Genomic DNA, 24,355 nt, shown 5'->3' on the forward strand with positions numbered 1-24,355 from the left:
GTGGCAGTTCACATCGCTCAGGCTGCGACAACTGGAATAAGATCCTCATTAATGCCGTGCCTGAGTCGGGCCTTTAAGCAATCTGCCGTTCCCGCTTCAAACTCTCGGCACGTTGACGAACGGCGCTCATAAATACCGCACCCCACCTGAAAGCCCACTTCACCGGCTAACGCCACGCATCGGGGAGATGGCTGATTCGTGCCTTTCATTGCCACCAGGTTGGGTGAAATTTTCTCTGTTAGTTCTGCCGGTACCGAGCCGCCTGCAAAAGGATCGGACTCAGACCAATAAAAAGAAACACGAAAAGTTGCGCAACACGCGCCACAGTTAATACAGGGATTCATTGCCCTTGCTTGCTCCACACTACGTGCACAACAACCAGTTTTGGACTGGGTTGGCCATCAAATACACATTCATTCGATGTCCCATGAGCGAACAGGATGAGCCAGAAAAGCCTTGTCGCTCGGACGGCGCATTATTTCAGTATTTTGTTAAAACGCAATAAGAATATGTATTACCGCATTCTTCTTAGCACCCCATCACTTATCAGGCATAATTTTCTTATTAAAGGAGATATTATGATCGCATTAGAGCAGTGCCGCGTGGCGCTATCCGATACATTTTCGTGTTTTACAGAACATTTTGACATTCAACCGCTTAAGCACGTTGCGCTGGTGGGGGCGAATGGAAGTGGGAAGTCTGCGTTAGCGGCGGTGCTGGCAGGGCAAGGCGAAGTCGTAGAGGGTGAACGCACAAGATCAATCAGCACTGGCTGGGTGAGCACAGCGCAGCAGCAAGCACTTATTGCTGAAGAAAAGAAAAAGGACGATGCAGATATTCTTGATGTGGTTCCCGTGCCCAGCACGACCACTGAAGTGATGCTTAAACAATGCGGTAAACTCGGTGCCGAGCAGCAGGCGTTTTTCGACAAACTTACGGCTGGCCTGCGCATGAACCATTTTCTCGATAATGCCTTTCTTGGCCTGTCTACTGGCGAAACCCGTAAAGCGTTGTTGGTGAAAACGCTACTCGAAGCCCCGCAATTGCTTATTCTCGATGAACCCTGGGACGGATTGGACGCTGCCTCTTCTGCATTTTTGCGCGAGTTACTTGATGAACTGAGCGAAAAAATGACGATTGTGATCGTTGTTAATCGCTTGAGTGAAATTCCGAGTTTCATCAATCAATTGGTGTTAATGCAAGATTGTAAGGTCGCCTGGGCTTCTCAGGGGGATGTGGTCTCCAAGGATGATCGTGAACAGATAAAACATCTGCTGCATCTTGAGAATGTGCCAACGAGTTTGCCACCCAAGGATGCTGATCGCGCTTCGCCGCAAATGAAGGATGATGAAACTACGCTGGTTGCATTGAAAGATGGCAAGGTGAGTTACGATGGCCGAGTTATCTTTTCGGATCTCAACTGGCAGGTAAACAAAAGCGAGCACTGGCAGGTAGTAGGGCCAAATGGTTCCGGGAAAACCTGTTTGTTGTCGATGATCACCGGTGATGATTCACACTGCTACACCAATGATCTAACGGTGTTTGGCTACAAGCGAGGCAGTGGCGAAAGTATCTGGGACATCAAGCAGCACATTGGACTGGTTTCAAATAGCTTTCATTTACAGTATCGCGTGAACAGCCCGGTGTTACATGTGGTGCTTTCCGGTTTCTTTGACAGTATCGGTCTGTATGAACAGCCAACGGTAAAACAAAAACAGCTTGCCAGAGAATGGATTGCGCTTGCGGGCATGACCTATAGGCTGAACACGTCGTTCCAGTCGCTTTCATTTGGTGATCAGCGCTTGCTGCTTATCGTGCGCGCCATGGTAAAGCACCCAACACTGTTAATTCTGGACGAACCTTGTAATGGTTTGGATGAAATTAACCGGCTTAAAGTGCTCGCACTGCTTGGTATTATTGCCAAAGGCGGGGAAAGCACGCTGCTATATGTTAACCACCATAGTGAAGACCGCATTGATGGAATAGAGCGGGTGTTGAATATGCAGGATTATAATTAGCACAGTATCAATTCTAATTTGCTATCGGTGGCATTTTGGTTTTTTGTTAACGGTGTTATGTGACTTGGTCGTCCTGCTACTGGCCTGATATCTACTAATTATTTCTAATTTCATGCGTGTTTCTTAGCTTAAATGTTACATATATAACTATTATTTTAATGCCACCGGTAGCAAATGTAATTTAAATGTTATATAAATGTGTGCGAGATACGGGCATGGGATGAATGGCACCTAGCCCGACCAAACGTTCAATCGGGAAGGACAGCACATGAAATCCAAGCACACATTTAGCTACAGCAAACTTTCTAAAAGCATACTCTTAGGTTTATCGATTACATCACTCAGTTTTATTTCAACGGCGCAGGAGGCTGTTCAGAATTCGGCTGAAGAGCAAGACGGTGATGTTGAAGTCATTGCGGTTAAGGGCTTTCGCGGTGCGCTGGTAAAAGCACTTGACGCAAAACGAGACGCGTCAAACGTTCGCGAATCAATCATGGCGGAAGACATCGGTAAGTTTCCCGACCTGAACGTCGCTGAGGCCATTCAGCGCGTGCCAGGGGTCGCAATTTCCCGGGAGGGTGGTGAAGGACGTAATATTACATTGCGTGGATTCAGCCCAGGCTTTACCCGTACCACGTTAAATGGTATGGAAGTGCCTGCGGGAAGTGATGGTCTCGATTCCGGCGGTGTCACCGTGAACAGTAGTCGTTCTTTTGACTTTCATGTGTTTGCATCGGAATTGTTTAATCGAATCGATATCCAGAAAACGCAAACGGCTTCAATTGAAGAAGGGGGGATTGCTGGTACGGTTGATATGTATTCCGCAAGACCTTTCGATTACCAGGGATTTGCCTCAACGGTATCGTTGAAAGGCGGCTACAACGACCTCACTGAAGAGGTCGATCCGCGTACGGCTTTCCTGATCAGTAACACATTTGCTGATAACACCATTGGCGCACTTTTCTCTCTGGCATTGTCTGAACGAACTATTAGACAGGAAGGCTTCGGCAGTGTGCGCTGGCAACCCACTTATCAAATTGGCGATGGTACTTGGGGAGATACGTCTCAACTCACCGAAATTAATGGCACTCCAGATAATTATTGTGGGGCTGAAGAAGCCATCTCTTGTTTGTGGGTGCCCAGGCTTCCTCGTGCCGACTTCTTTGGAAACGATCAGAAGCGGATTGGCGCCACAGGTTCGTTCCAGTTCAAACCAAATGACGACATGTTATTCACGCTGGACATTCTGCATTCCGAGCTGGAAAACGATCGCCGCAGCTACAACTCTATGGAGTGGTTTATTAATCGCGGTGCACCGGGTAACTTTCAGGGGCAAACCCCTTTATCGTTTACCGTCGATGAATCTGGTCGAGTGCTTGAAGCGGCCAGTTTCGATAATGTGACATCCTGGTATGAGAGTCGCTATCAGGTATCCGAGTCGACCTTTGACCAGGTCGTCTTATCTGGTGATTTCCAAATTAACGATTATTTGGCGCTGGATGTCATGACAGGCTACGCAGCGAACGATGCAGACCGGGAAGAAATTCGCTATTACTACCGCTCTGTACCGCACTATTACGCCTATGATTATAGTAGTGGTGATGCTGCGACGGTGGACTACGGTGATTACGACACCATGGATCCGAATAATTTTGTCGACGCTGTAAATGCTGCAAACCGCAACCACAGAGTGAAGAAAACCAACTACACCACCAAAATCGATTTAACTTACCTGGGTGACGGTTACGATTTGAAAACCGGTTTTGCTTTTAATAACCGTGAAGTTGATTATCGTCAGGGTGATGGCGAATTTACCGCTTTCGATCCGAGTCAGTATACGACTCCGTTCCCTTACGATGATTTTGGCAATGGCTTAGATGGCGCTACTTTGGTCCCTTTCCTGGTAGCTGATTTTGAAGCGCTGGAAGCAGATGGCATTCTGACTCACAATTATACGCAGGATCTTGAATCAAGCTGGGTGGTAACGGAAGCAACCAAAGCCGTCTATGTCGAATACAATTCTGATTTTGATGTCGCGGACATGTTGCTTCGTGTTAATGCGGGTGGTCGTTATATTCAAACCGAAGTAACGTCTGAAGCGTTAGTCAGCGGCAATCCTGTGAGTATCACCCGTGACTATGATAATTTTCTACCTTCAATCAATCTTGCGCTCGAAGTTACCGACGACTTAGTAACACGCTTGTCTTATGCCAGAAGCATGACACGCCCAAGCCTTGGCTCGCTAAATATTGCGGCTCCCAATTTTGGTTTTACAACCTTTACGGTGAGTAATCTTGGTAACCCCGGACTTGACCCTTACGAATCAAACGACATCGATTTAGCATTAGAGTGGTACTTCAGTGAAGAAGCAGTGCTTGCGTTGAATTTGTTCAGTAAGGATATTGTGACTTCGCTGGATACTGAGCTGGTGGAGCGTCTTGTTGATGAGGAGTACTGGCCGGCCATTTACAATGATCCGCAATACCAGGCAACTGCGCCGGTTGGCGATCCTGCTACTCAACTCTATACGCACAGTATTCCGGTAAATAATAATGACGGGTTTACGGTTAAAGGCTTCGAGCTTATGTACCAGCAACCTTTCACCTTCCTTGATGGCTGGATGTCTAATTTCGGGGTAGTGGCAAACCTGACTCGCGTTATTGCGGAAGACTCAACAGGCCTGTCTCCTAATTCCTATAACTTTACTTTGTATTACGAAACAGACAAATACGGTGCCCGCGTTTCGATGAACAAGCGTGATGATTATCTACTGCGGGAGCCTGGCGGCAATGGTCATGCGCAGGAAATGAAATACGGACCTACTCATGTGGATGCATCAGCGTTTTATAATGTGAATGAGAAGCTTACTCTCACGCTGGAAATTATTAACCTGACAGACGAAGTTGAGCGCATATACGGTACGGGCGATGGCGACATGGATTTGACCCGTGAATACAGTCATACCGGTTCCCAGTATTTCCTGGGCGCGCGCTATACATTCTGATATTGGTTTAACTAACCAAAGCAGGCAGCCACGGCTGTCTGCTTTTTTTTTAATAGGAGAAAGGATGCGATTCGTTTATTTGCTTTTCATGCTGTTCAGTTTCAGCACGGTTGCTCAAAATTATGAAACCCGGTTAGTGGTTGCCAAAGATGGCTCTGGAGATTTCACTTCAATTCAGGATGCCATTCACGCCACTAAAGCGTTCCCGTGGACAGATATCGTCCTATTCATTAAAAACGGCACTTACAAAGAAAAAGTCAATGTTTACGCCTGGAATACCCGTCTAAAAATGATTGGTGAAAGCCGGGAACATACCATCATTACGTTTGACGACCATTTCGACAAGCTGGGGCTTGGACGAAACAGCACGTTTCACACTTATACTCTGCGTGTTGCTGGTAATGACTTCAGCGCTGAGAACCTGACAATAAGAAACACGGCGGGACCAGTGGGTCAGGCTGTTGCACTACATGTAGAAGCAGACAAAGCCGCTTTCTTTAATGTCAGTATTGAAGGATACCAGGACACACTCTATGTAGCAGGGGAAGGGCATCGTACTTACTTTGAAAACAGCCTTGTAACTGGGTCCGTGGATTTCATTTTCGGTGAAGGCACAGCGCTTTTTGAAAACTGTGAAATTCGATCTCTACTGAGTAATACATACGTTACCGCTGCCTCAACGCCTTTAAATCAACCTTATGGATTGGTGTTTCACAATAGCCGGTTTACTGCGCCTGACGGTGTCAACAATGTCTATTTAGGACGTCCATGGCGTCAGTTTGCAGCGACTACCATTATGAACAGTACACTCAATGGACATGTCCACCCAGCAGGCTGGCATAATTGGAGGGACCCTTCTAAAGAGACAACCAGTCGGTATGGTGTTTCAGGTAACAAAGGGGCAGGAGCAATGTCACCTAAGCGCGTATCGTGGCAACACACACTGGAGCCAGAACAAGCAGCGAAATATACCCAAGCCAACATCCTCCGGGGCTGGAATCCGAAAAAAGCGATCTAAACTCCACTTATTGATCGCTTTGCAGGCCCCGAAAAACGGGGCTTCAACCAATTATTTTTTGTTTCTTCAAAAACTTTTCACGTATCAAATCTGACTCTTTTTTAATCTTTTCAGTTACTTTACAAATAGTGCTGTATATAAAAACAGTCTCCAGCCCAGTGTTTACGCGGGTTTTAGCCTTGTTTTTCCTTGACAGTGGGGAAAGTAGAGACCAAACTGTCTAGCAAGTGGGTAAATGTGGCGAATTGTGGATCGAGTCATCAACGAATTGCAGATTGGTACTCAGAAAACAAGAACAACAAGAGCACAAAAATATAAAAGGCTAGGGGAATGTTCCGCGGCGCTAATGCAATCAATCTGGATCCCAAAGGTAGACTGGCTATACCAACAAAATACCGCCAGTCACTTCTGGATGATTGTAACGGACAACTGGTCTGCACAATCGATACACAACAAAGTTGTTTGCTACTTTACCCACTTCCTGAATGGGAGGAGATCGAACTCAAACTGAGTAAGTTCTCCAGTATGGTTCCGGCTGAACGCCGGATGCAGCGGCTGCTACTTGGTTATGCCACCGAAGGTGACATGGACAAGAGCGGCCGTTTCCTTCTCCCCGCACCTTTACGTCAACACGCCAAACTCAGCAAAGAAGTCATGCTTGTCGGACAGCTTAACAAATTTGAGATCTGGGATGCAGATATCTGGGCTAAACAGATTGATGCAGATATGGAAACTGAGCGCGATGGTGCATTTGAACTTACTGATCGTCTGCAGGAATTCTCACTATGAGCAACACCCCGTTTAAACACATTTCGGTGTTGCTGGAGGAATGTATCGAGGCGTTGGCCATTAAGCCTGACGGTATCTATATCGATGCCACGTTCGGACGTGGCGGTCACTCTGCACGCATTCTCGAATCACTCGGCGAACATGGCCGCTTGATTGCGTTTGATCGCGATCCTCAAGCTATTGCTGCTGCCGAACGTTTTAAAGACGATAACCGTTTTACTATTGTGCATGAGCCGTTCGGTGAAATGGCCCGTGTTATCAACGAAATGTCGCTTACCGGTAAAATCGACGGTGTGCTGATGGATTTAGGCGTATCGTCGCCGCAACTTGATGATGCTGAGCGTGGTTTCAGCTTCATGAAAGATGGTCCCCTAGACATGCGTATGGATACCAGTCGTGGCCAGAGTGCCGCCCAGTGGCTGGCACATGCCGACGAGCAAGACATCACGCAGGTTATCAAAGAATTTGGCGAAGAGAAGTTCGGTAAGCGTATTGCGCATGCCATTGTCGAGCGCCGTAAAACTCAGCCGCTCACCCGCACTGCTGAACTGGCTGCGTTGATTGATGAAGCGGTGCCAGTGAAAGATAAATTTAAACACCCTGCAACTCGTGCATTCCAGGGGATCCGTATTTACATCAACGCGGAGCTTGATCAACTTCGTGTAGGCCTGAAAGCGGCAGTAGAAGTACTGGCAAAAGACGGCCGTTTAGCCGTTATTTCGTTCCATTCTCTTGAAGACCGCCTGGTTAAACGGTTTATGAAAGACCAAAGTCGGGGCAAGGTGGTGCCCGCAAACCTGCCTGTCACCCAGGCTGAAATCGATGCTGATAAGGTGCTCAAGGCACTTGGCAAGATGAAGCCGTCGAAGGAGGAAATTGCACAGAATGTGCGTTCCCGAAGCTCTGTGTTAAGGGTGGCCGAGAAGCTATGAGCGAGGGGCAGAATTCACGGACGACGTCTCCGACAAATTTCAGTTTAGTACTGATCCTGGTCTCCGATTTGACCCGCAACAAGTTGCGGGTTTTGTTGTATTTAATGGTTGTGTCTACCGCTATGGCGGTGGTGCTGGGGAGTCACCTGAATCGACAGCAAAATATGGCCATGGAAAACCTGATGCAGCAGAAAGATGATCTGGACGTGGAGTGGCGGAACCTGGTGCTGGAACAGCGGGCGCTTACCGAGCACAACCGCATTGAAAACGAAGTGCAGAAGCAACTTAACATGTACCGTCCTTCAGCGGACGAAGAAGTCGTGGTGAAGTTAAAATGAGCATATTTGCCCTGCCTGCGAAAAAAACGAAAAAAGGCGCTAAGCAGAACGTGACGCCTTCCTTCATGCAATGGCGTTTTATGCTGGTTATTGTGCTAGTCATTGCCGTTTTTGTGGGCCTTGGCGTGCGTGCTGCCTATATTCAAGTGATTGCGCCAGATAACCTCATTGCGCAAGGTGACAACCGGACCATGCGCACCAAAGACATGCCTACCTATCGCGGCATTATCACTGATCGCAACGGCGTGGAACTGGCGGTGAGTGTGCCGGTGCGAGCAATTTACGCCGATCCAAAAATTATCCACGAGCAAGGCGGCCTGGAGCAGTACGAACGCTGGGAAGCCCTGGCCGATGTGCTTGGCCGCGATGTTGAAGACTTGCGCAGCAAGGTGCAAAATCCAAAACGTCGGTTTGTTTACCTGCAACGTCAGGTTTCACCGGCCATGGCCGACTACGTAGACAAACTGGACATTCCCGGTATCTATCTGCGCCGTGAAAGCCGTCGTTACTATCCCAATGGTGAGGTAACAGCACAGCTTATCGGTATTACTGATGTGGACGATTCTGGTTTGGAAGGCCTGGAGCGCCAGTATGATGACTGGTTAACCGGCACGCCGGGCTCCCGGGTGATTCGTCGTGACGCTAAAGGGCGTACCGTGGAAGTACTGAAATCCACCGATGGCGAAGAAGCGGGGAATTTAAAGCTCACCATCGATCAGCGAATTCAGGCGTTAGCCTACCGCGAAATTAAAGAAGCGATGATGTATTTCCAGGCCGCCTCTGCATCGGCCATCGTGGTAGATATCCATACTGGCGATGTGCTAGCAATGGTTAACGCGCCGTCGTTTAACCCGAATGATCGCGGGAATGCGTCGCCTCATCGTATGCGTAACCGCACCATCACCGATGCCTTTGAACCCGGCTCGTCATTAAAGCCCCTTGCCGTGCTGTCGGCATTGGAATACGGCAGTGTGAAAGTGGGCGATACCGTAGACACCTATCCAGGGTGGATGCGCTTGGGTGGCAGCCTGGTAAAAGATCATCGCAATCTGGGCAAACTTACGCTGGAAGAAATCATTCAGCATTCATCCAACATGGGAACGTCTAAACTGGCGCTGGGCGTACCTAAACCCTTCTTGCTGAATATGGTTTACAGCATGGGGCTGACATCTGACACCGGTATCAATATGCCCGGTGAAAGCAACGGATTATTCCATGAGCGCACGCGCTGGTCTGATTTCGAACTGGCCACCTTATCTTTCGGTTACGGTATTTCGGTAACAACCGCACAGCTAGCCCGCATGTATGCCACCCTGGCCAATGGCGGTATCAGCATGCCGCTGCGCATCGTGCAGCAGCCTGAATCTGACGTTTATCGTCCGCAGCCACAACGTGTGGTATCTGAGAAAAATGCCCGGGCGGTACTGGAAATGATGGAAAGCGTGGTGTTGCGAGGCGGTACTGCGCCAAAAGCGGCGGTACCTGGCTACCGTGTAGGTGGGAAAACCGGGACCAGCCGTAAAGCGGTTGCTGGCGGTTACGGTGATGAGTACGTGAATATTTTTGCTGGTGTGGCGCCATTGTCTGATCCGCAGATCGCCACCGTGGTGTTGATAAACGAACCGGCGGGCGATCTTTATTACGCCGGTGATACTGCTGCGCCTGTATTTTCTGAAATCATGGGTGGTGCGCTGCAACTGATGAACGTGGCACCAGACGACAAACAGGTGACTTCAACGAAATGGCTCAACGGAGGCAGCAATGGTGGTTAGCAAATTTGAGCAGAGCCTCGGCGTTCTGCTGCAAAAATTTGGAATCAGCGCGCCAGACGTTCGCATTCGGGGGCTCACCCTGGATAGCCGTCGCGTTACCCCGAAATTGGCCTTTGTGGCAGTGAAAGGCCACAGCCAGGATGGGCGTGAATTTATTCCGCAGGCTATTAGTCTGGGCGCGAAAGCCATTCTTGCGCAAACTGAAAAGGTGCGTGAGCACGGCCGTATGGAAATGCGCGGTACCACAATTATTGTGCATCTGTATGAATTAACAGACATATTGAGCTCGCTGGCTGGTGCTTTTTACGACTATCCCGCCACTAAATTGCAAACGGTAGCGGTAACCGGCACCAATGGAAAAACCTCTGTGGTGCAAATGTTGTCGCAACTTACCACACTGGGCGGAACCCGCTGTGCGGCAATAGGCACGCTGGGTGCAGGCCTGTATGAAGGCAGCAATACCGACTGGCTGCCCACCCCGGGTGGTAACACCACGCCCGACGCTATTCGGATGCAGTATTTGTTGGCAGACTTTGTGCAACACAACGCCCGTCAGGTGGCTTTTGAAGCCTCATCCCACGCCTTAGTGCAGGGGCGTCTAAGTCAGCTGAATACCGATATCGTTGTGTTTACCAACCTGTCCAGAGATCATCTCGACTATCACGGCACCATGGAAGACTACGCCGCAGCAAAGCGCCTGGCGATGAAACTTCCTGCAGTGAAAACGGTGGTGCTGAATAAAGATGATGAGGAAAGCGCGAATTGGCATAGCCATAAACCCGAAGGGGTGGAAACGGTTTGGTTTGGTTTAACCGAATTGGAAGCGCAAAAGCCCGAAGATCGCCATTGTTTGGCCACAAATGTGAAATATCATCCCGATGGTTGTCAGTTCAGACTGGTATCCAGTTGGGGAAGCCGCGACATCAACGTACCGCTTTTAGGCGCATTTAATGTGCACAACCTGCTGGCGGTAATTGCTGTGATGTTGGTGCAGGGGCAGCGTTTTGAAGATGTGGTGTCGTTGCTGCCGAAAGTGTCGCCAGTGGCAGGGCGCATGGAAGTATTCCGTTTTGAAACGCACGCTAACGTGATTGTGGATTATGCTCACACGCCGGACGCACTGGAAAAAGCTCTGCTGAGTACCCGTGACCATACCAACAGCGACGTATGGTGCGTGTTTGGTTGTGGTGGCGACAGAGACAAGGGTAAACGTCCGCTAATGGGACAGGCGGCTGAGAAAGGGGCTGATCACGTGATCATCACTACCGACAACAGCCGTTCAGAATCGCCAGCCGCTATCGCAGCAGATATTCGTACCGGACTGACACAACCGCAATGTGCGGTGGATGAGCCGGACAGAGAAAAGGCCATTCGCCACTGCCTGGAACAGGCAGCTCCGGAGGATCTGATCCTCGTGGCGGGTAAAGGCCATGAAGATTATCAGATCATCGGTGAACACAAGAACAATTATAACGAGCGCGCCGTTGTAGCACGCTTGCAAAGGGAGTACAGCTAATGATTCTGACTACACTCTCCTGGATCGCCGACAAAGTAAAAGGCACCCTGAAAGGGGATGATCAGGAAGTTAACGGGGTAAGTACCGATACCCGTACGCTGCAAAAGGGTGATGTGTATATCGCCCTGTGCGGCGATAATTTTAACGGTCACCGGTTCGTGGCATCAGCAGAAAAGGCTGGTGCCAGTGCTGTGATTGCCAGTGAAGAAATCAGCACCTCGTTGCCGGTTATTAAAGTTGCCGATACCAAGCTCGCGCTGGGTTTACTCGGTGCAGCAGTGAAGGCTGAAGTGGCACCAAGAACCATCGCGGTAACCGGTAGTAGCGGTAAAACCACAGTAAAAGAAATGACGGCGGCTATTCTTGCTCGTCGAGGCAACGTGCTGGCTACTGCCGGAAACTTCAACAACGACATTGGCGTGCCTCTGACGCTGTTACGTCTTGAGCCTGAACATGACTTCGCGGTGATGGAGCTAGGTGCCAATCATTTGGGTGAAATTGCCTATACCACCGATTTAGTAAAACCCGATGTGGCGACCATTGTGAACGCCGCGGCGTCTCACCTGGAAGGCTTCGGCAGTTTGCTTGGCGTTGCGCGGGCAAAAAGCGAGATTTTTAAAGGTTTAGGTGAATCTGGCACTGCCATTGTTAATGCTGACAGCCAGTTTGCAGAATTCTGGTTAGGTAAACTCAAATACAACCACTCACTAACATTCTCTCCGCAGCAACAGAATACGGCGGATTTCACCGCTGAAGATATCACTGTTGGACTGGATGGCTGTGCTGAATTCAACATGGTGACCCCACAGGGGCAAACCGCGGTGCAACTTCGCATTCCTGGCATTCATAACGTAGGCAATGCGTTGGTTTCTGCGGCATTATCCATGCAGGTAGGTGCGACCCTTGAAGACGTGAAAGACGGCTTGCTCAATATGGCGCAAGTGAAGGGCCGCCTGAATGTTAAAGCATTATCTGCGCACTTCCGCCTGCTTGATGACACTTATAACGCTAACGTCGCCTCGGTGAATGCCGCTATCGACACACTTTCTAGTTTCTCCGGGTTACGTGTACTCATTCTGGGTGATATGGCAGAGCTTGGTGAGAAAGCGCGCTACTACCACGAGGAAGTGGGCAAATATGCGCAACAAAAAGGCATCGATTACCTGTTCACCTTGGGTGTGCTTAGCCAAAGCGCCAGCGCGGTTTACGGTGACAGCGGTTTTCATTTCAGTGACGTGGATGCGTTGATGGAAACGCTTACGGATGTGCTAATGGCCGATCAGCGTGATATTTCTGTTTTAGTTAAAGGTTCGCGAAGCTCGCGAATGGAACGGGTTGTAGATGCCATCGAGGTATCTCGCCTGGGAAAGTTTGAACGCCGTCGGGAGCGAATAGCATGTTGATGTGGCTGGCCGACTGGCTTAAACAATACGAACCGGGATTCTTTGTATTCTCGTACCTTACTCTGCGTGCCATATTAAGCACGCTCACTGCACTGGTGATTGCCATTGTAATTGGGCCAAAAATGATTCGCTGGCTACAGCGTTTGCAAATTGGCCAGACTGTCCGCGATGACGGTCCGCAAAGTCATTTGTCTAAGGCGGGTACGCCCACCATGGGCGGCTTGTTGATTTTATCTGCCATTGTGATCAGTGTGCTGCTATGGGGCGACCTCACCAATCGCTATGTGTTGGTTACCCTTGCCGTGGTGATTGGCTACGGCATCATTGGTTTTGTCGACGACTACCGCAAAGTAGTGCGTAAAGATTCAAAAGGCCTCATTGCTCGTTGGAAATACTTCTGGCAGTCAGTGATTGCGCTGGGTGTGGCGTTTTATCTTTATGCGTCGTCCACGCTGCCGCAAGAGACGTCACTACTGGTGCCATTCTTCAAGGAAGTCATGCCACAGTTGGGGCTGTTCTACCTGGTTGTGGTGTACTTTGCTGTGGTGGGCACTTCTAACGCGGTAAACCTCACCGACGGCCTCGATGGACTGGCTATTGTACCTACTATTCTGGTGGCTGGTGCGTTGTCCATATTTGCCTACGTAACAGGTAACTTTAATTTTGCCACTTATCTGAATATTCCGCACATTCCGCTGACCAGTGAATTGGTAATTGTGTGTACTGCCATCGTTGGTGCCGGTCTTGGTTTTCTCTGGTTTAACACCTATCCGGCACAGGTATTCATGGGCGATGTGGGCTCGCTGGCCCTTGGCGGTACGCTGGGTGTGTTGGCGGTACTGGTGCGTCAGGAAATCGTGCTTATTATTATGGGCGGCGTATTCGTAATGGAAACTGTATCGGTAATTCTGCAAGTGGGTTCGTTTAAGCTCCGCGGCAAGCGCATTTTCCGCATGGCGCCCATCCATCACCATTTTGAACTTAAAGGTTGGCCAGAACCCCGCGTGATTGTGCGCTTCTGGATCATTTCATTAATTCTGGTGCTGGTTGGTCTGGCAACGCTGAAGTTACGGTGACGATGAACGAATTACTCGCTTCTCAACAGGTAGTGGTGGCCGGTCTTGGATTGACCGGTCAGTCTGTTGTGCGCTTTTTATCTGCCACTGGCGCTACCGTCAAAGTGTGGGATACCCGCGTAAACGCCGTGGTTCCAGAAAGCTTTACGCAACCCGTAACTTTGGGTGAGTTGCCTCCTGGTTATTGGGAAGGCGTAGACACTTTGGTATTGAGTCCGGGCATCTCACCGTCTCATGCGTCGGTGAAAAGCGCAAAACTAGCCGGAGTGGAAGTGATCGGTGACGTGGAGCTGTTCGCTCGCCTGCAGCGTATCCCGGCATTTGGTATCACTGGCTCGAATGGTAAAACCACCGTAACCTTATTGCTCACCCATATTCTAAACCAAGCAGGTCTGAAAGCCTGTGCGGCAGGAAATGTGGGTCGCCCGGTGCTGGAAACTGTGGGCGAGGAATGGGATTTTCTGATACTCGAATTATCAAGCTTTCAGCTCGAAACCACCTCCTCACTGAATCTGCTAGGTGCCACCATTTTAAACGTGACTGACGATCATCTCGACCGTCACGGTACGATGGCGGAGTACGCCGCCGCCAAACAGCGTATTTTTGCCCATTGTGAACACGCGGTGGTGTGGCAAGGCCACGAAGAAACCTATCCAGCTGCAAAGGTAGCGAAGCAGACAGCATTCCAGGCACAGTCCTCAGCGAAAGATTTTGGTTTGACCGACAATTACATTACCTGGCAGGGTAAGCCTGTCCTTGATATGGCGTCGGTTAAACTGGTGGGCAGTCACAATGTGCTGAACATTCAGGCGGCACTGTCACTGGCATTGGTTGCCGGGTTAAAAATCGACACGGCCTGTGAAGCGGTGAAATCCTTCGAGCCTGCACCGCATCGCTGTGTAGAAATTGCCAATACCAATGGTGTGCGCTGGATTGACGATTCCAAGGCAACCAATGTGGGCGCGACCCTGGCGGCCCTTGAAGGATTAGGGGGCACCAAAACCGGCAAGCTTATTCTGATTGCGGGTGGTGACGGAAAAGGGGCTGATCTTACAGCGCTTAAAGCCCCCTTCAATCGCTACGTGGATTTAGTCATTACCGTTGGTAAAGATGGTAAAGCGATTAGCGAGCTGGTGCCGGGTTCTCAATATTTACCTGATCTACCCAGTGCGGTGAAGCTTGCTGCTCAGCAGGCCGAACCTGGCGACATGGTGTTACTTTCGCCAGCCTGTGCCAGTATTGATATGTTCGACAACTACGCCCATCGCGCGAAAGTGTTTGCCGATGCAATCATGGAGGTCACCGCAAAATGAGTGAGGCGGCCACCAAATTGTCAGATATTTTTGCTCAGCGCCACGGTGAGGCGAAGTCGGCTTCACCATATGATACCGGTTTATTACTGGTGGCGATTGCCCTGGCTACGCTGGGTCTGGTAGTGGTGACGTCGGCGTCTATGCCGGTGGCAGACCGTCTTTATGGCAATCCGTTTTACTTCTCCATTCGACACGGTATTTACCTGTTATTTGCATTGCTTACTGCGGGCGTAGTGATACAGATCCCCATGAGTTTCTGGCGCAAAGTGAATCCCTGGTTGCTGCTTGCGGCTATAGGTATGCTGCTGGCGGTACTTGCGGTGGGGCGGTCAATTAACGGCAGTACCCGCTGGATTGTGATTGGCCCCCTTACGTTACAGCCCGCGGAACCGGCTAAACTTTTTTTCTTCACTTATCTCGCCGGGTATCTGGTACGCCGGTATGAGGAGGTAACGGAAAACATCAAAGGGTTCTTAAAGCCTCTGGTTGTTTTCTTTGTGGTCGCTATTTTACTGCTGCTGCAACCCGACTTCGGAACCGTAGTGGTAATGTTTACCACTACCATGGGCTTGCTGTTCCTTGCCGGGGCGCGGCTCTGGCAGTTCTTCGCCATTGTCTTTGTGGGTTTGCTGGCCATCGTATTCCTGATCGTGTTCGAGGAATACCGTATGCGCCGGGTAACTTCATTTCTTGACCCTTGGGCAGACCCTTTCGGTAGCGGTTATCAGTTAACGCAGTCTCTTATGGCTTATGGCCGCGGCAGTTGGCTGGGGCAGGGCTTGGGCAACAGTTATCAAAAGCTGGAATTTTTAACCCAGGCGCACTCCGATTTTATAATGGCGATTCTGGCCGAAGAACTCGGCTTTGTGGGCGTATTAGCGGTACTCGCGCTTATTCTATATCTGGTTGTTAAGGCACTTAAAATTGGTAATCACGCATTAGCGAAGCAGCGACCTTTTGAAGGATACCTTGCTTATAGCATTGGCATTTGGCTGAGTTTCCAAACCGCGGTAAACATTGGTGCCAGTGCGGGTATTCTGCCCACCAAAGGATTAACGCTGCCCCTCATTAGTTACGGGGGGACAAGCCTAATTGTCATGATGGTAGCCATTGCCATGCTGATGCGAATCGATTTTGAATTACGTGTCGATGGTGTACAAGCCATTGAACGTAAAAACCAACGTAAGAAGCAGCAAAGAATCAAAAAAGCTGAAGACAATACAGCAGATAAAGAAACCCAGCAGAAGAGTAAGGATGATATTCGCGCCATGCTGAAAGATGTAGAGCAGGAGGCGCAGTATGACTAAGCGTTGCCTGATTATGGCGGGTGGTACCGGTGGACATGTGTTCCCCGGGCTAGCGGTGGCCCATGCGCTGAAAGCAAAAGGCTGGGACGTACACTGGCTGGGTACCGCAGAAAGAATGGAAGCACAGTTGGTACCAGAACATGGTTTTCCCATCCACTTCATTCATGTGAAGGGGTTGCGTGGTAAAGGCTTATCAGCCCGTGTTAGCGGCGTCATGGCACTGCTTAAAGGCATGGGAGAAGCGCGAAAACTGATGGGGCAGCTGAAACCCGATCTGGTGGTTGGCTTTGGCGGCTACGCCAGTGGCCCTGGCGGTGTTGCTGCCTGGTTACGTGGTATTCCGCTGATGATTCACGAGCAGAACGCCGCTGCTGGTATGACTAACCGTATGCTGGGTAAACTGGCAAAGCGGATCATGTTGGGATTCGGCAATGCCCGCGGTGGCTTTGAGGGGGCCGCGTCTAAATGTATGACGGTTGGCAATCCGGTACGAAAAGAGATTGTCGCCCTGGCAGATAAAACTGAAACCCACTCACCTCTGCGCATGCTGGTGATTGGCGGCAGCCTCGGTGCGAAAGCGCTGAACGAGGGCGTGCCAGCGGTGTGCAAAAACCTGTATGGCCTGACAATCCGTCATCAGGCAGGCAAAGGCAATACCGAATCGGTGCGTGCTGCTTATGCATCGGGCAGTGTGGACGTACAGGTAAGCGATTTTATCGCAGACATGGCAGCTGCCTATGCATGGGCCGACTGTATAGTTTGTCGCGCGGGTGCATTGACGGTGGCAGAGGTTGCTGCTGCAGGGTTACCTGCGGTATTTGTTCCTTTGCCCCATGCCGTGGATAACCACCAAACTAAAAATGCCCGCTCATTGGTCGATGAGGGCGCCGCGGTGTTATTGCCGCAAACAGAATTAGAAAGCGGGTTGGGCAAAGTGCTGGAAGGCTGGCTGCGTCAACCCCAATCGTGCCTGAATATGGGGAAAAAAGCCCGTCAGGCGGCGATCATAAATGCAACACAGCAGGTCGTAGAACAATGCGAACTGCTGACAGGAGAGAAAGCCTGATGGTAGGTGAAAAACCATTCCAGAGCCCGCAAATGCGCAAAGTAAAACGTATTTTCTTCATCGGTATCGGTGGCGCGGGAATGGGCGGTATTGCAGAAGTACTACTCAATGAAACATACGACATTGCCGGGTCTGATATTCAGGCTGGTGCGATGACAGCGCGCCTGGAAGAACTGGGCGCGGAGATATTTATCGGCCATCACGAAGATAACGTGGTGGGCGCCGATGTCGTGGTGGTATCCAGTGCTATTAACGAGGCAAACCCGGAAATTCGTTATGCCCGGGAACATCGTATTCCCATTATTCGCCGCGCTGAGATGCTGGCCGAATTGATGCGTTTCCGTCATGGAATTGCCATCGCGGGTACGCACGGGAAAACCACAACTACCAGTTTGATTTCCACTATCTTCGCCGAAGCTGGCTGGGACCCGACGTTTGTGATTGGTGGCCTGCTTAACAGTGCTGGCACTAATGCCCGTTTGGGTAAAAGTCGCTATCTGATTGCTGAAGCTGACGAAAGCGATGCGTCTTTCCTGCATCTTCAACCTATGGTCTCCGTGGTCACGAATATTGAGCCGGACCACATGGGCACCTATGAAGGTGACTTCAACAAGATGAAAGACACCTATATCGAATTCCTGCACAACTTGCCGTTTTATGGTCAGGCTATCTTGTGTGGCGATGATGAGGTGATTCAGTCTCTACGTCCGCGCATTGGGCGAAACATTCTGACCTACGGCCTTGATGCCGCTAATGATGTGCGGGCCGAAAACGTGCAGCTACGTTTCGGTCAGGCTGAGTTCGATGTGGTTCGCCCTGACATGCCGGCTCTTCGAGTTACCTTGAATCTCACCGGTATGCATAACGTGCTGAACGCGCTGGCAGCAATCGCAGTTGCTACCGATGAAGGTGTGGACGATGAATCCATAGTCAAAGCGCTTAAAGGTTTTGGCGGTATAGGTCGTCGTTTTGAAGTGCTGGGTGAGTTTTCTACCAGTAAGGGTGATGTATGCCTGGTGGATGACTACGGTCACCATCCGACAGAGGTAAAAGCCACCATCGCCGCAGCGAGAACGAACTGGCCAGATAAGCGACTGGTTATGGTGTATCAGCCTCACAGATACACCCGCACAAGAGATTTATACGAAGACTTTGTTGATGTTTTATCTCAGGTCGATGTGTTATTGCTGCTCGACGTTTACGCGGCCAGCGAGCAGCCCATTGACGGTGCCGACAGTAAAGCATTGTGCCGGTCGATTCGTCTGCGAGGACAAGTGGAACCGATTTACGTTGGTGAGCCGGATTCACTGGCCGATATCCTTGCCAGTGTGATGCAGGAAAACGACGTGATCATGACCCAGGGAGCAGGTAATATCGGCCAGATTGCCAGAAAATTGGCAAATTCAGAATTAGAACCAAAAAAATTTCAACGTGAGTGGCAGTAATGTTTGAGCAGGCAGATGTTCAGAAATTTGGTCGTGTAGCGGTCATGTTTGGCGGTGAATCCGCCGAGCGCGCTGTGTCTCTTAGGTCGGGCGAAGCGGTATTTAATGCCCTTTTAAGACAGGGGGTAAATGCGTATGTATTCGACCCTGCGGAAAGGCAACTAACTGAATTAGTTGATGAAAAAACCGATCGTGTATTAATCATGTTACATGGTCGCGGCGGAGAAGACGGCGCAATGCAGGGTGCGCTGCAGCACCTGAAAATACCATACACTGGCAGTGGCGTGTTGGGATCTGCATTGGCAATGGACAAGATCCACACCAAGCAAATCTGGCAAACCCTTGGATTATCTACGGCAAAATATCAAATTGCTGACAAAAGTGACTTTGAAGCTGGATCATGCGCGGCTATAATGATGGAATTGGGGAATGAAGTCATGGTCAAGCCCGCCCGAGAAGGTTCCAGTATCGGGATGGCGAGAGTGACAAGCGCTAAACAACTAGAAACTGCCGTTCAGGACGCCTTTAAGTACGATAATCAGGTCCTGTTAGAGCAGTACATCGATGGCCCCGAGTTCACTGTCTCTGTTTTGCAGGGCAGGGCATTGCCGTCGATCCGCATGTCTACCCCCCATAACTTTTATGATTACGCGGCAAAGTATCAAGACGATACCACCGTGTATCACTGTCCCAGTGGTCTGTCACAAGACAGAGAAGCTGAGCTGGCAGCGCTTTCGCTTCGTGCGTTTAAAGCGTTGTCGTGCAGCGGCTGGGGTCGCATCGATGTTATGCAAGCTGCTGACGGAACGTTTTATTTGCTTGAGGCAAATACGGTTCCAGGTATGACTGAAAAGAGTCTGGTACCGAAAGCAGCCAAAGTGGCTGGCCTGAGTTTTGATGAACTGACGCTGGAAATTCTAGCAACCAGTTTAACTGAGCATGAGGCGTAAACCTGCATGACTGAAGTAAGACACAAACAGATCCGATTCTGGTCCGGCGTAGCGTTTCTGCTGGCAGTGATTACCGGTCTGATTGTGGGCGGCGTGAAAATTCAGGAATACCTGCAGGACGCCCAGCGGGCACCGGTTCAGGTAGTGGATTTTTCCGGCGATTTCAGTCATGTGAACGTTACCCGGCTTGAGCGTTTGATCAGGCAGTCGCAGCCCGGCAGTTTTTTTGCCCTCGATGTGAACGAAGTATACAAGCTGGTAGAGGCGCAGCCTTGGGTTTATCGCGCATCGGTTCGCAAACAGTGGCCGAATACGCTGAAGATTTACCTGGTTGAGCAACAGCCCGTGGCACAGTGGAATGATGATTTTTTGCTGAATCCTTACGGTGAAACTTTTAACGCCAGTGCAGATGACTTAGGTCTGCCAAAGTTATTTGGTCCCGGTGGTAGTGAGAAAACGGCATTGGAAGGTTACAACGCCATGCAGTCACTATTAGCAACAACGGCGATGCCGATTGCTGAAATGTCACTGAGCGAGCGCTTCGCCTGGCAGATACAGCTTGAAAATGGCATAGAATTGAATCTGGGCCGACAGGAATTTATCGATCGTTTGCAGCGATTTATTGATGTTTATCCGCTGCTGGCGAAGCAACCCAAAGCGGTGAAGTACGTGGATTTACGTTATGACACCGGGCTGGCAGTAGGCTGGCAGGAAGCGGAAGATGAAAAAAGTTAATGAGAGAGTTTAAAAATACCATGTCAAAAACTGCTGAACGCAATCTGATTGTCGGACTGGATATCGGAACCAGCAAAGTGAAAGCCGTTGTCGGTGAATTGCTGGCAGACGATCAGATCAGTATTGTAGGCGTTGGTACCCATAATGCGCAGGGCATGGACAAAGGCGGCGTAAACGATCTCAATTTGGTGGTTAAGTCAGTACAAAGTGCAGTCAGTGAAATGGAACTGATGGCAGATTGTCAGGTTTCTTCGGTGTTTATGTCGATTTCAGGTCGCCATGTGAAATGCCAGAACGAAAGTGGCATGGTACCGATTAACAATCAGGAAGTGACGCAGGAAGACGTAGACAACGTGATCCACGCTGCCCGTTCAGTGCCGATTGCATCAGAACGTCGTTTGCTTCACGTGCTGCCGCAGGAATTTACCATTGATGTGCAGGAAGGAATTAAAAACCCGGTTGGCATGTCAGGCGTAAGAATGGAAGCCGAAGCGCATATCATCACCTGTGCGGATGATATGGCCAAGAATTTGGTGAAGTGTATTGAGCGTTGTGATCTGAGTTCAGATCAGCTTATTTTCTCAGCGCTGGCATCAAGTTACGCGGTTCTTACCGATGATGAACGTGAACTGGGCGTATGTGTAGTGGATATCGGTGGCGGAACCATGGATATTGTCATTTACACCGACGGCGCAATTCGTCACACTGCTGTGATCCCGGTTGCGGGTAACCAGATAACCAGTGATATTGCAAAGATTTTCCGTACGCCAATCAGTAACGCGGAAGAAATTAAGGTGAATTACGCCTGTGCGCTGAAAGACATGGTCAGCATGGAAGAAAATATCGAAGTGCCCAGTGTGGGCGGTCGACCTGCCAGAGCCATGTCCAGACACACCCTGGCAGAGGTGATAGAACCTCGTTATCAGGAATTATTTGAGCTGGTGCAGAAAGAGATCCGTGCCAGTGGATTTGAAGAACAAATTGCAGCAGGGCTGGTTCTGACGGGCGGTACCGCCAAGATGGAAGGCGCTGTTGAATTTGCGGAAGAAATCTTCCAAATGCCCGTGAGAGTGGGCAAACCAATAAATATGCGCGGATTATCGGAGTATACCGATGATTCAAGCTTTGCAACCGTTGTGGGCTTGCTCCACTACGGCAAAATGCAAGCAGATAATAAAAAGACCAGTAAGCAGAAGTCCGGCGAAAGTTTCTTTCAGCGCGTGCAAAGCTGGTTTAAAGGTGAATTTTAATTTTATTTTGGGGGCGCTAAGACTCGGCATACGGTCGCATGGAGGCATCCGACCGTCGTATATGACCTGGCTTAGTGTTGTTAGACGTACCAATCCGGAGAGTAAGTATGTTTGAGTTAATGGATAGCCACGGCGAAGAAGCCGTAATTAAAGTTATCGGCGTCGGTGGCGGCGGTGGTAATGCTGTAGAACACATGGTGACACAAAATATCGAGGGTGTTGAGTTCATTGCGGTGAACACTGATGCCCAGGTACTGCGCAGTTCAAGCGCAGACGTGACACTGCAAATTGGTTCCTCTGTCACCAAAGGTTTAGGTGCAGGTGCCGATCCAAACATTGGTCGTGAAGCGGCCCATGAAGATCGCGAAACTATCCGCCAGTCTCTTGATGGCGCCGATATGGTGTTTATCGCGGCGGGTATGGGCGGTGGTACCGGAACTGGTGCAGCCCCTGAAGTTGCGCGTATCGCACGTGAAATGGGTATTCTGACCGTTGCGGTTGTCACCAAACCGTTTCCTTTCGAAGGTAAAAAGCGTACTGCTTTTGCTGACCAAGGTATTGTTGAGCTGGCGAAAAACGTTGACTCACTGATCACCATTCCTAACGAAAAACTGCTGAAAGTGATGGGCCCAGGCACACCTCTTCTGCAAGCATTCAGTGAAGCCAACAACGTACTTAGCGGTGCGGTGCAAGGTATAGCTGAACTGATCACCCGTCCTGGTCTGATTAACGTTGACTTCGCCGACGTGAAAACAGTGATGTCAGAAATGGGCAGCGCAATGATGGGTACCGGTGTGGCATCAGGTTCTGACCGTGCAGAAGAAGCTGCTGAAGCGGCAATTGCCAGCCCGCTGCTGGAAGACATCGACTTGTCTGGTGCGCGCGGTATTCTGGTGAATATTACTGCGGGTCCTGATTTCTCTATCGACGAATTCGAAACTGTGGGTAACGCGGTTAAAGCGTTTGCTTCAGAGAACGCCACTGTGGTTGTGGGTACGGTTATCGACATGGAGCTGGGTGACGAGCTGCGCGTAACGGTAGTTGCAACCGGTATTGGCGCTGAGCGCAAGCCTGATATCTCCCTGGTGAGCTCTGAAGGTTCTCGTTTGTCTTCTGCGGCCCGTGAATTTGGTACCTCGCATGCTACCGAACAGCGTAGTGTTGGCGGTACCGACGGTAATCAGGCACTGAAAGTCGAGAATGACGTTCAGCCAGGTAGCGATTTGGAGTATTTAGATATTCCAGCGTTCCTGCGTAAACAGGCTGACTAAGACTAAGCTGTTAATATCAGGAAACTTTTTTCTGATATTGTTGTCAATGTATAAGAAGTTGGTGTTTAACCAAGGCTGCGCATGACAGAAATTTGACAGACTGAACTTTAGTCTATATACTGCGCGACCGCTTTTTGAACAGGTAAAAGCAACGAAATGATTAGACAACGTACAATCAAACAATCGGTACAAGAAACCGGTATTGGTTTGCACAAAGGGGAAAAGGTCACTATGACTCTCCGGCCTGCGCCTGCGAACACAGGTATTGTGTTCCGTCGCATCGACCTGGACCCGTTTGTAGATATTCCTGCGCGTGCGAACGCTGTGGGCAATACCATGCTGTGTACGTGTGTAAACAATGAAGATGGTGTCAGCATTCACACTGTTGAACACCTTGCTTCGGCTCTGGCCGGTCTGGGCATTGACAACATCATTGTAGAAGTCGACAGCAATGAGCTGCCAATAATGGACGGAAGCGCAAGCCCGTTCGTATTTCTGCTGCAGACGGCCGGTATTGAAGAGTTAAACGCGCCGAAGCGTTTCATTCGTATTACTAAAACCGTACGCGTGGAAGATGGCGACAAGTGGGCAGAACTGCGTCCTTACGATGGTTTCCGTGTGGATTTCCGTATCGACTTCGATCACCCGGTTATCAGCCAAACAAATCAGCACATGGTTATGGACTTCGACAGCAATTCTTATGTAGACGAAGTAAGCCGTGCGCGTACTTTCGGTTTTATGCGTGATTTGGAATACATGAATGCCAACAACTTAGCGTTGGGTGGTAGCATGGAAAACGCCGTTGCGTTGGATGACTTCCGTATTCTGAACCCTGAAGGTCTTCGTTATGACGATGAATTCCTTAAGCACAAAGTTCTGGATGCAGTGGGCGACCTATACATGGGTGGTCATAGCATTATTGGTGAGTTAGCCGCGTATAAAACCGGTCACGGCCTCAACAATAAACTGTTGAACGCAGTATTGGAACAGCAAGATTGCTGGGAATACGTGACGTACGAAAACCAGGAAGAGATGCCAATTCGCTACGCAGCGCCGGTCATCGCATAAATTACTATTTTAAAAGCCGCTTATTGAAGCGGCTTTTTTTTAATCTTCGTTACTTCTGGTTAGGTATGATCAGGAAGCGGGGGT

20 protein-coding genes are annotated in these 24,355 nt (G+C 49.9%); 19 read left to right on the plus strand and 1 reads right to left on the minus strand.

Features of this window, described 5'->3' with window-relative positions; all coding sequences use genetic code 11:
• Positions 1-17: 17 nt before the first annotated feature.
• Positions 18-344 (minus strand): YkgJ family cysteine cluster protein, encoded by a 327-nt coding sequence (locus ACXAGX_RS05895; RefSeq protein WP_474821195.1) that lies wholly within the window; start codon positions 342-344, stop codon positions 18-20.
• Positions 345-578: 234 nt separating this feature from the next.
• Here ACXAGX_RS05895 and modF point away from each other — a divergent pair, with 234 nt between their 5' ends.
• The 19 genes from modF (at position 579) to lpxC (ending at position 24,271) form a co-directional block, all read left to right on the plus strand.
• Positions 579-2,018 carry a molybdate ABC transporter ATP-binding protein ModF gene (gene modF, locus ACXAGX_RS05900; RefSeq protein ID WP_474837181.1) on the plus strand — a complete coding sequence of 480 codons (1,440 nt, stop codon included), beginning with the start codon at positions 579-581 and terminating at the stop codon, positions 2,016-2,018.
• A gap of 268 nt (positions 2,019-2,286) precedes the next feature.
• Complete coding sequence (locus ACXAGX_RS05905; protein WP_474837183.1) at positions 2,287-5,022, plus strand: TonB-dependent receptor; 2,736 nt, start codon at positions 2,287-2,289, stop codon at positions 5,020-5,022.
• A gap of 64 nt (positions 5,023-5,086) precedes the next feature.
• On the plus strand, positions 5,087-6,040 hold the full coding sequence (locus tag ACXAGX_RS05910; protein WP_474837185.1) for a pectinesterase family protein: 954 nt from the start codon (positions 5,087-5,089) through the stop codon (positions 6,038-6,040).
• Positions 6,041-6,370: 330 nt separating this feature from the next.
• Positions 6,371-6,829 (plus strand): division/cell wall cluster transcriptional repressor MraZ, encoded by a 459-nt coding sequence (mraZ, locus tag ACXAGX_RS05915; protein WP_070124983.1) that lies wholly within the window; start codon positions 6,371-6,373, stop codon positions 6,827-6,829.
• The gene (gene rsmH, locus ACXAGX_RS05920; protein ID WP_474821210.1) at positions 6,826-7,761 is read left to right on the plus strand and encodes a 16S rRNA (cytosine(1402)-N(4))-methyltransferase RsmH; all 936 of its coding nucleotides are present in this window, start codon (positions 6,826-6,828) and stop codon (positions 7,759-7,761) included. The genes mraZ and rsmH overlap by 4 nt, the downstream gene beginning before the upstream one ends.
• Positions 7,758-8,099 carry a cell division protein FtsL gene (ftsL, locus tag ACXAGX_RS05925; protein WP_070124987.1) on the plus strand — a complete coding sequence of 114 codons (342 nt, stop codon included), beginning with the start codon at positions 7,758-7,760 and terminating at the stop codon, positions 8,097-8,099. The genes rsmH and ftsL overlap by 4 nt, the downstream gene beginning before the upstream one ends.
• The gene (locus ACXAGX_RS05930) at positions 8,096-9,871 is read left to right on the plus strand and encodes a peptidoglycan D,D-transpeptidase FtsI family protein (protein WP_474821216.1); all 1,776 of its coding nucleotides are present in this window, start codon (positions 8,096-8,098) and stop codon (positions 9,869-9,871) included. Before ftsL ends, ACXAGX_RS05930 begins: the two co-directional genes overlap by 4 nt.
• Positions 9,861-11,387: a UDP-N-acetylmuramoyl-L-alanyl-D-glutamate--2,6-diaminopimelate ligase gene (locus tag ACXAGX_RS05935; protein WP_474837187.1), complete on the plus strand. Its 1,527-nt coding sequence runs from the start codon at positions 9,861-9,863 to the stop codon at positions 11,385-11,387. The genes ACXAGX_RS05930 and ACXAGX_RS05935 overlap by 11 nt, the downstream gene beginning before the upstream one ends.
• Positions 11,387-12,790, plus strand: coding sequence for a UDP-N-acetylmuramoyl-tripeptide--D-alanyl-D-alanine ligase (locus ACXAGX_RS05940; RefSeq protein WP_474837189.1), 1,404 nt, complete (start codon positions 11,387-11,389; stop codon positions 12,788-12,790). Before ACXAGX_RS05935 ends, ACXAGX_RS05940 begins: the two co-directional genes overlap by 1 nt.
• The gene (gene mraY / locus ACXAGX_RS05945) at positions 12,784-13,866 is read left to right on the plus strand and encodes a phospho-N-acetylmuramoyl-pentapeptide-transferase (protein WP_070124995.1); all 1,083 of its coding nucleotides are present in this window, start codon (positions 12,784-12,786) and stop codon (positions 13,864-13,866) included. The genes ACXAGX_RS05940 and mraY overlap by 7 nt, the downstream gene beginning before the upstream one ends.
• A gap of 2 nt (positions 13,867-13,868) precedes the next feature.
• Positions 13,869-15,179: a UDP-N-acetylmuramoyl-L-alanine--D-glutamate ligase gene (murD, locus tag ACXAGX_RS05950; RefSeq protein WP_474837191.1), complete on the plus strand. Its 1,311-nt coding sequence runs from the start codon at positions 13,869-13,871 to the stop codon at positions 15,177-15,179.
• Positions 15,176-16,486 (plus strand): cell division protein FtsW, encoded by a 1,311-nt coding sequence (gene ftsW / locus ACXAGX_RS05955; protein WP_474821230.1) that lies wholly within the window; start codon positions 15,176-15,178, stop codon positions 16,484-16,486. Before murD ends, ftsW begins: the two co-directional genes overlap by 4 nt.
• The gene (gene murG, locus ACXAGX_RS05960) at positions 16,479-17,552 is read left to right on the plus strand and encodes an undecaprenyldiphospho-muramoylpentapeptide beta-N-acetylglucosaminyltransferase (protein ID WP_474837193.1); all 1,074 of its coding nucleotides are present in this window, start codon (positions 16,479-16,481) and stop codon (positions 17,550-17,552) included. Before ftsW ends, murG begins: the two co-directional genes overlap by 8 nt.
• Positions 17,552-18,997: a UDP-N-acetylmuramate--L-alanine ligase gene (gene murC / locus ACXAGX_RS05965; RefSeq protein WP_474821236.1), complete on the plus strand. Its 1,446-nt coding sequence runs from the start codon at positions 17,552-17,554 to the stop codon at positions 18,995-18,997. The genes murG and murC overlap by 1 nt, the downstream gene beginning before the upstream one ends.
• Positions 18,997-19,947, plus strand: coding sequence for a D-alanine--D-alanine ligase (locus tag ACXAGX_RS05970; protein ID WP_474821240.1), 951 nt, complete (start codon positions 18,997-18,999; stop codon positions 19,945-19,947). Before murC ends, ACXAGX_RS05970 begins: the two co-directional genes overlap by 1 nt.
• Positions 19,948-19,953: 6 nt before the next feature.
• Positions 19,954-20,682, plus strand: coding sequence for a cell division protein FtsQ/DivIB (locus ACXAGX_RS05975; protein ID WP_070125002.1), 729 nt, complete (start codon positions 19,954-19,956; stop codon positions 20,680-20,682).
• A gap of 20 nt (positions 20,683-20,702) precedes the next feature.
• The gene (ftsA, locus tag ACXAGX_RS05980) at positions 20,703-21,932 is read left to right on the plus strand and encodes a cell division protein FtsA (protein ID WP_070125095.1); all 1,230 of its coding nucleotides are present in this window, start codon (positions 20,703-20,705) and stop codon (positions 21,930-21,932) included.
• A 107-nt stretch (positions 21,933-22,039) separates the two neighbouring features.
• Positions 22,040-23,203 carry a cell division protein FtsZ gene (ftsZ, locus tag ACXAGX_RS05985; RefSeq protein ID WP_070125003.1) on the plus strand — a complete coding sequence of 388 codons (1,164 nt, stop codon included), beginning with the start codon at positions 22,040-22,042 and terminating at the stop codon, positions 23,201-23,203.
• Between the two features lie 156 nt (positions 23,204-23,359).
• A complete protein-coding gene (lpxC, locus tag ACXAGX_RS05990; RefSeq protein ID WP_474821249.1) occupies positions 23,360-24,271 on the plus strand; it encodes a UDP-3-O-acyl-N-acetylglucosamine deacetylase in 912 nt (303 codons plus the stop codon).
• The last annotated feature ends 84 nt before the right edge of the window (positions 24,272-24,355 follow it).

It is taken from the genome of Alteromonas sp. ABV4_515 (genome assembly GCF_056160345.1).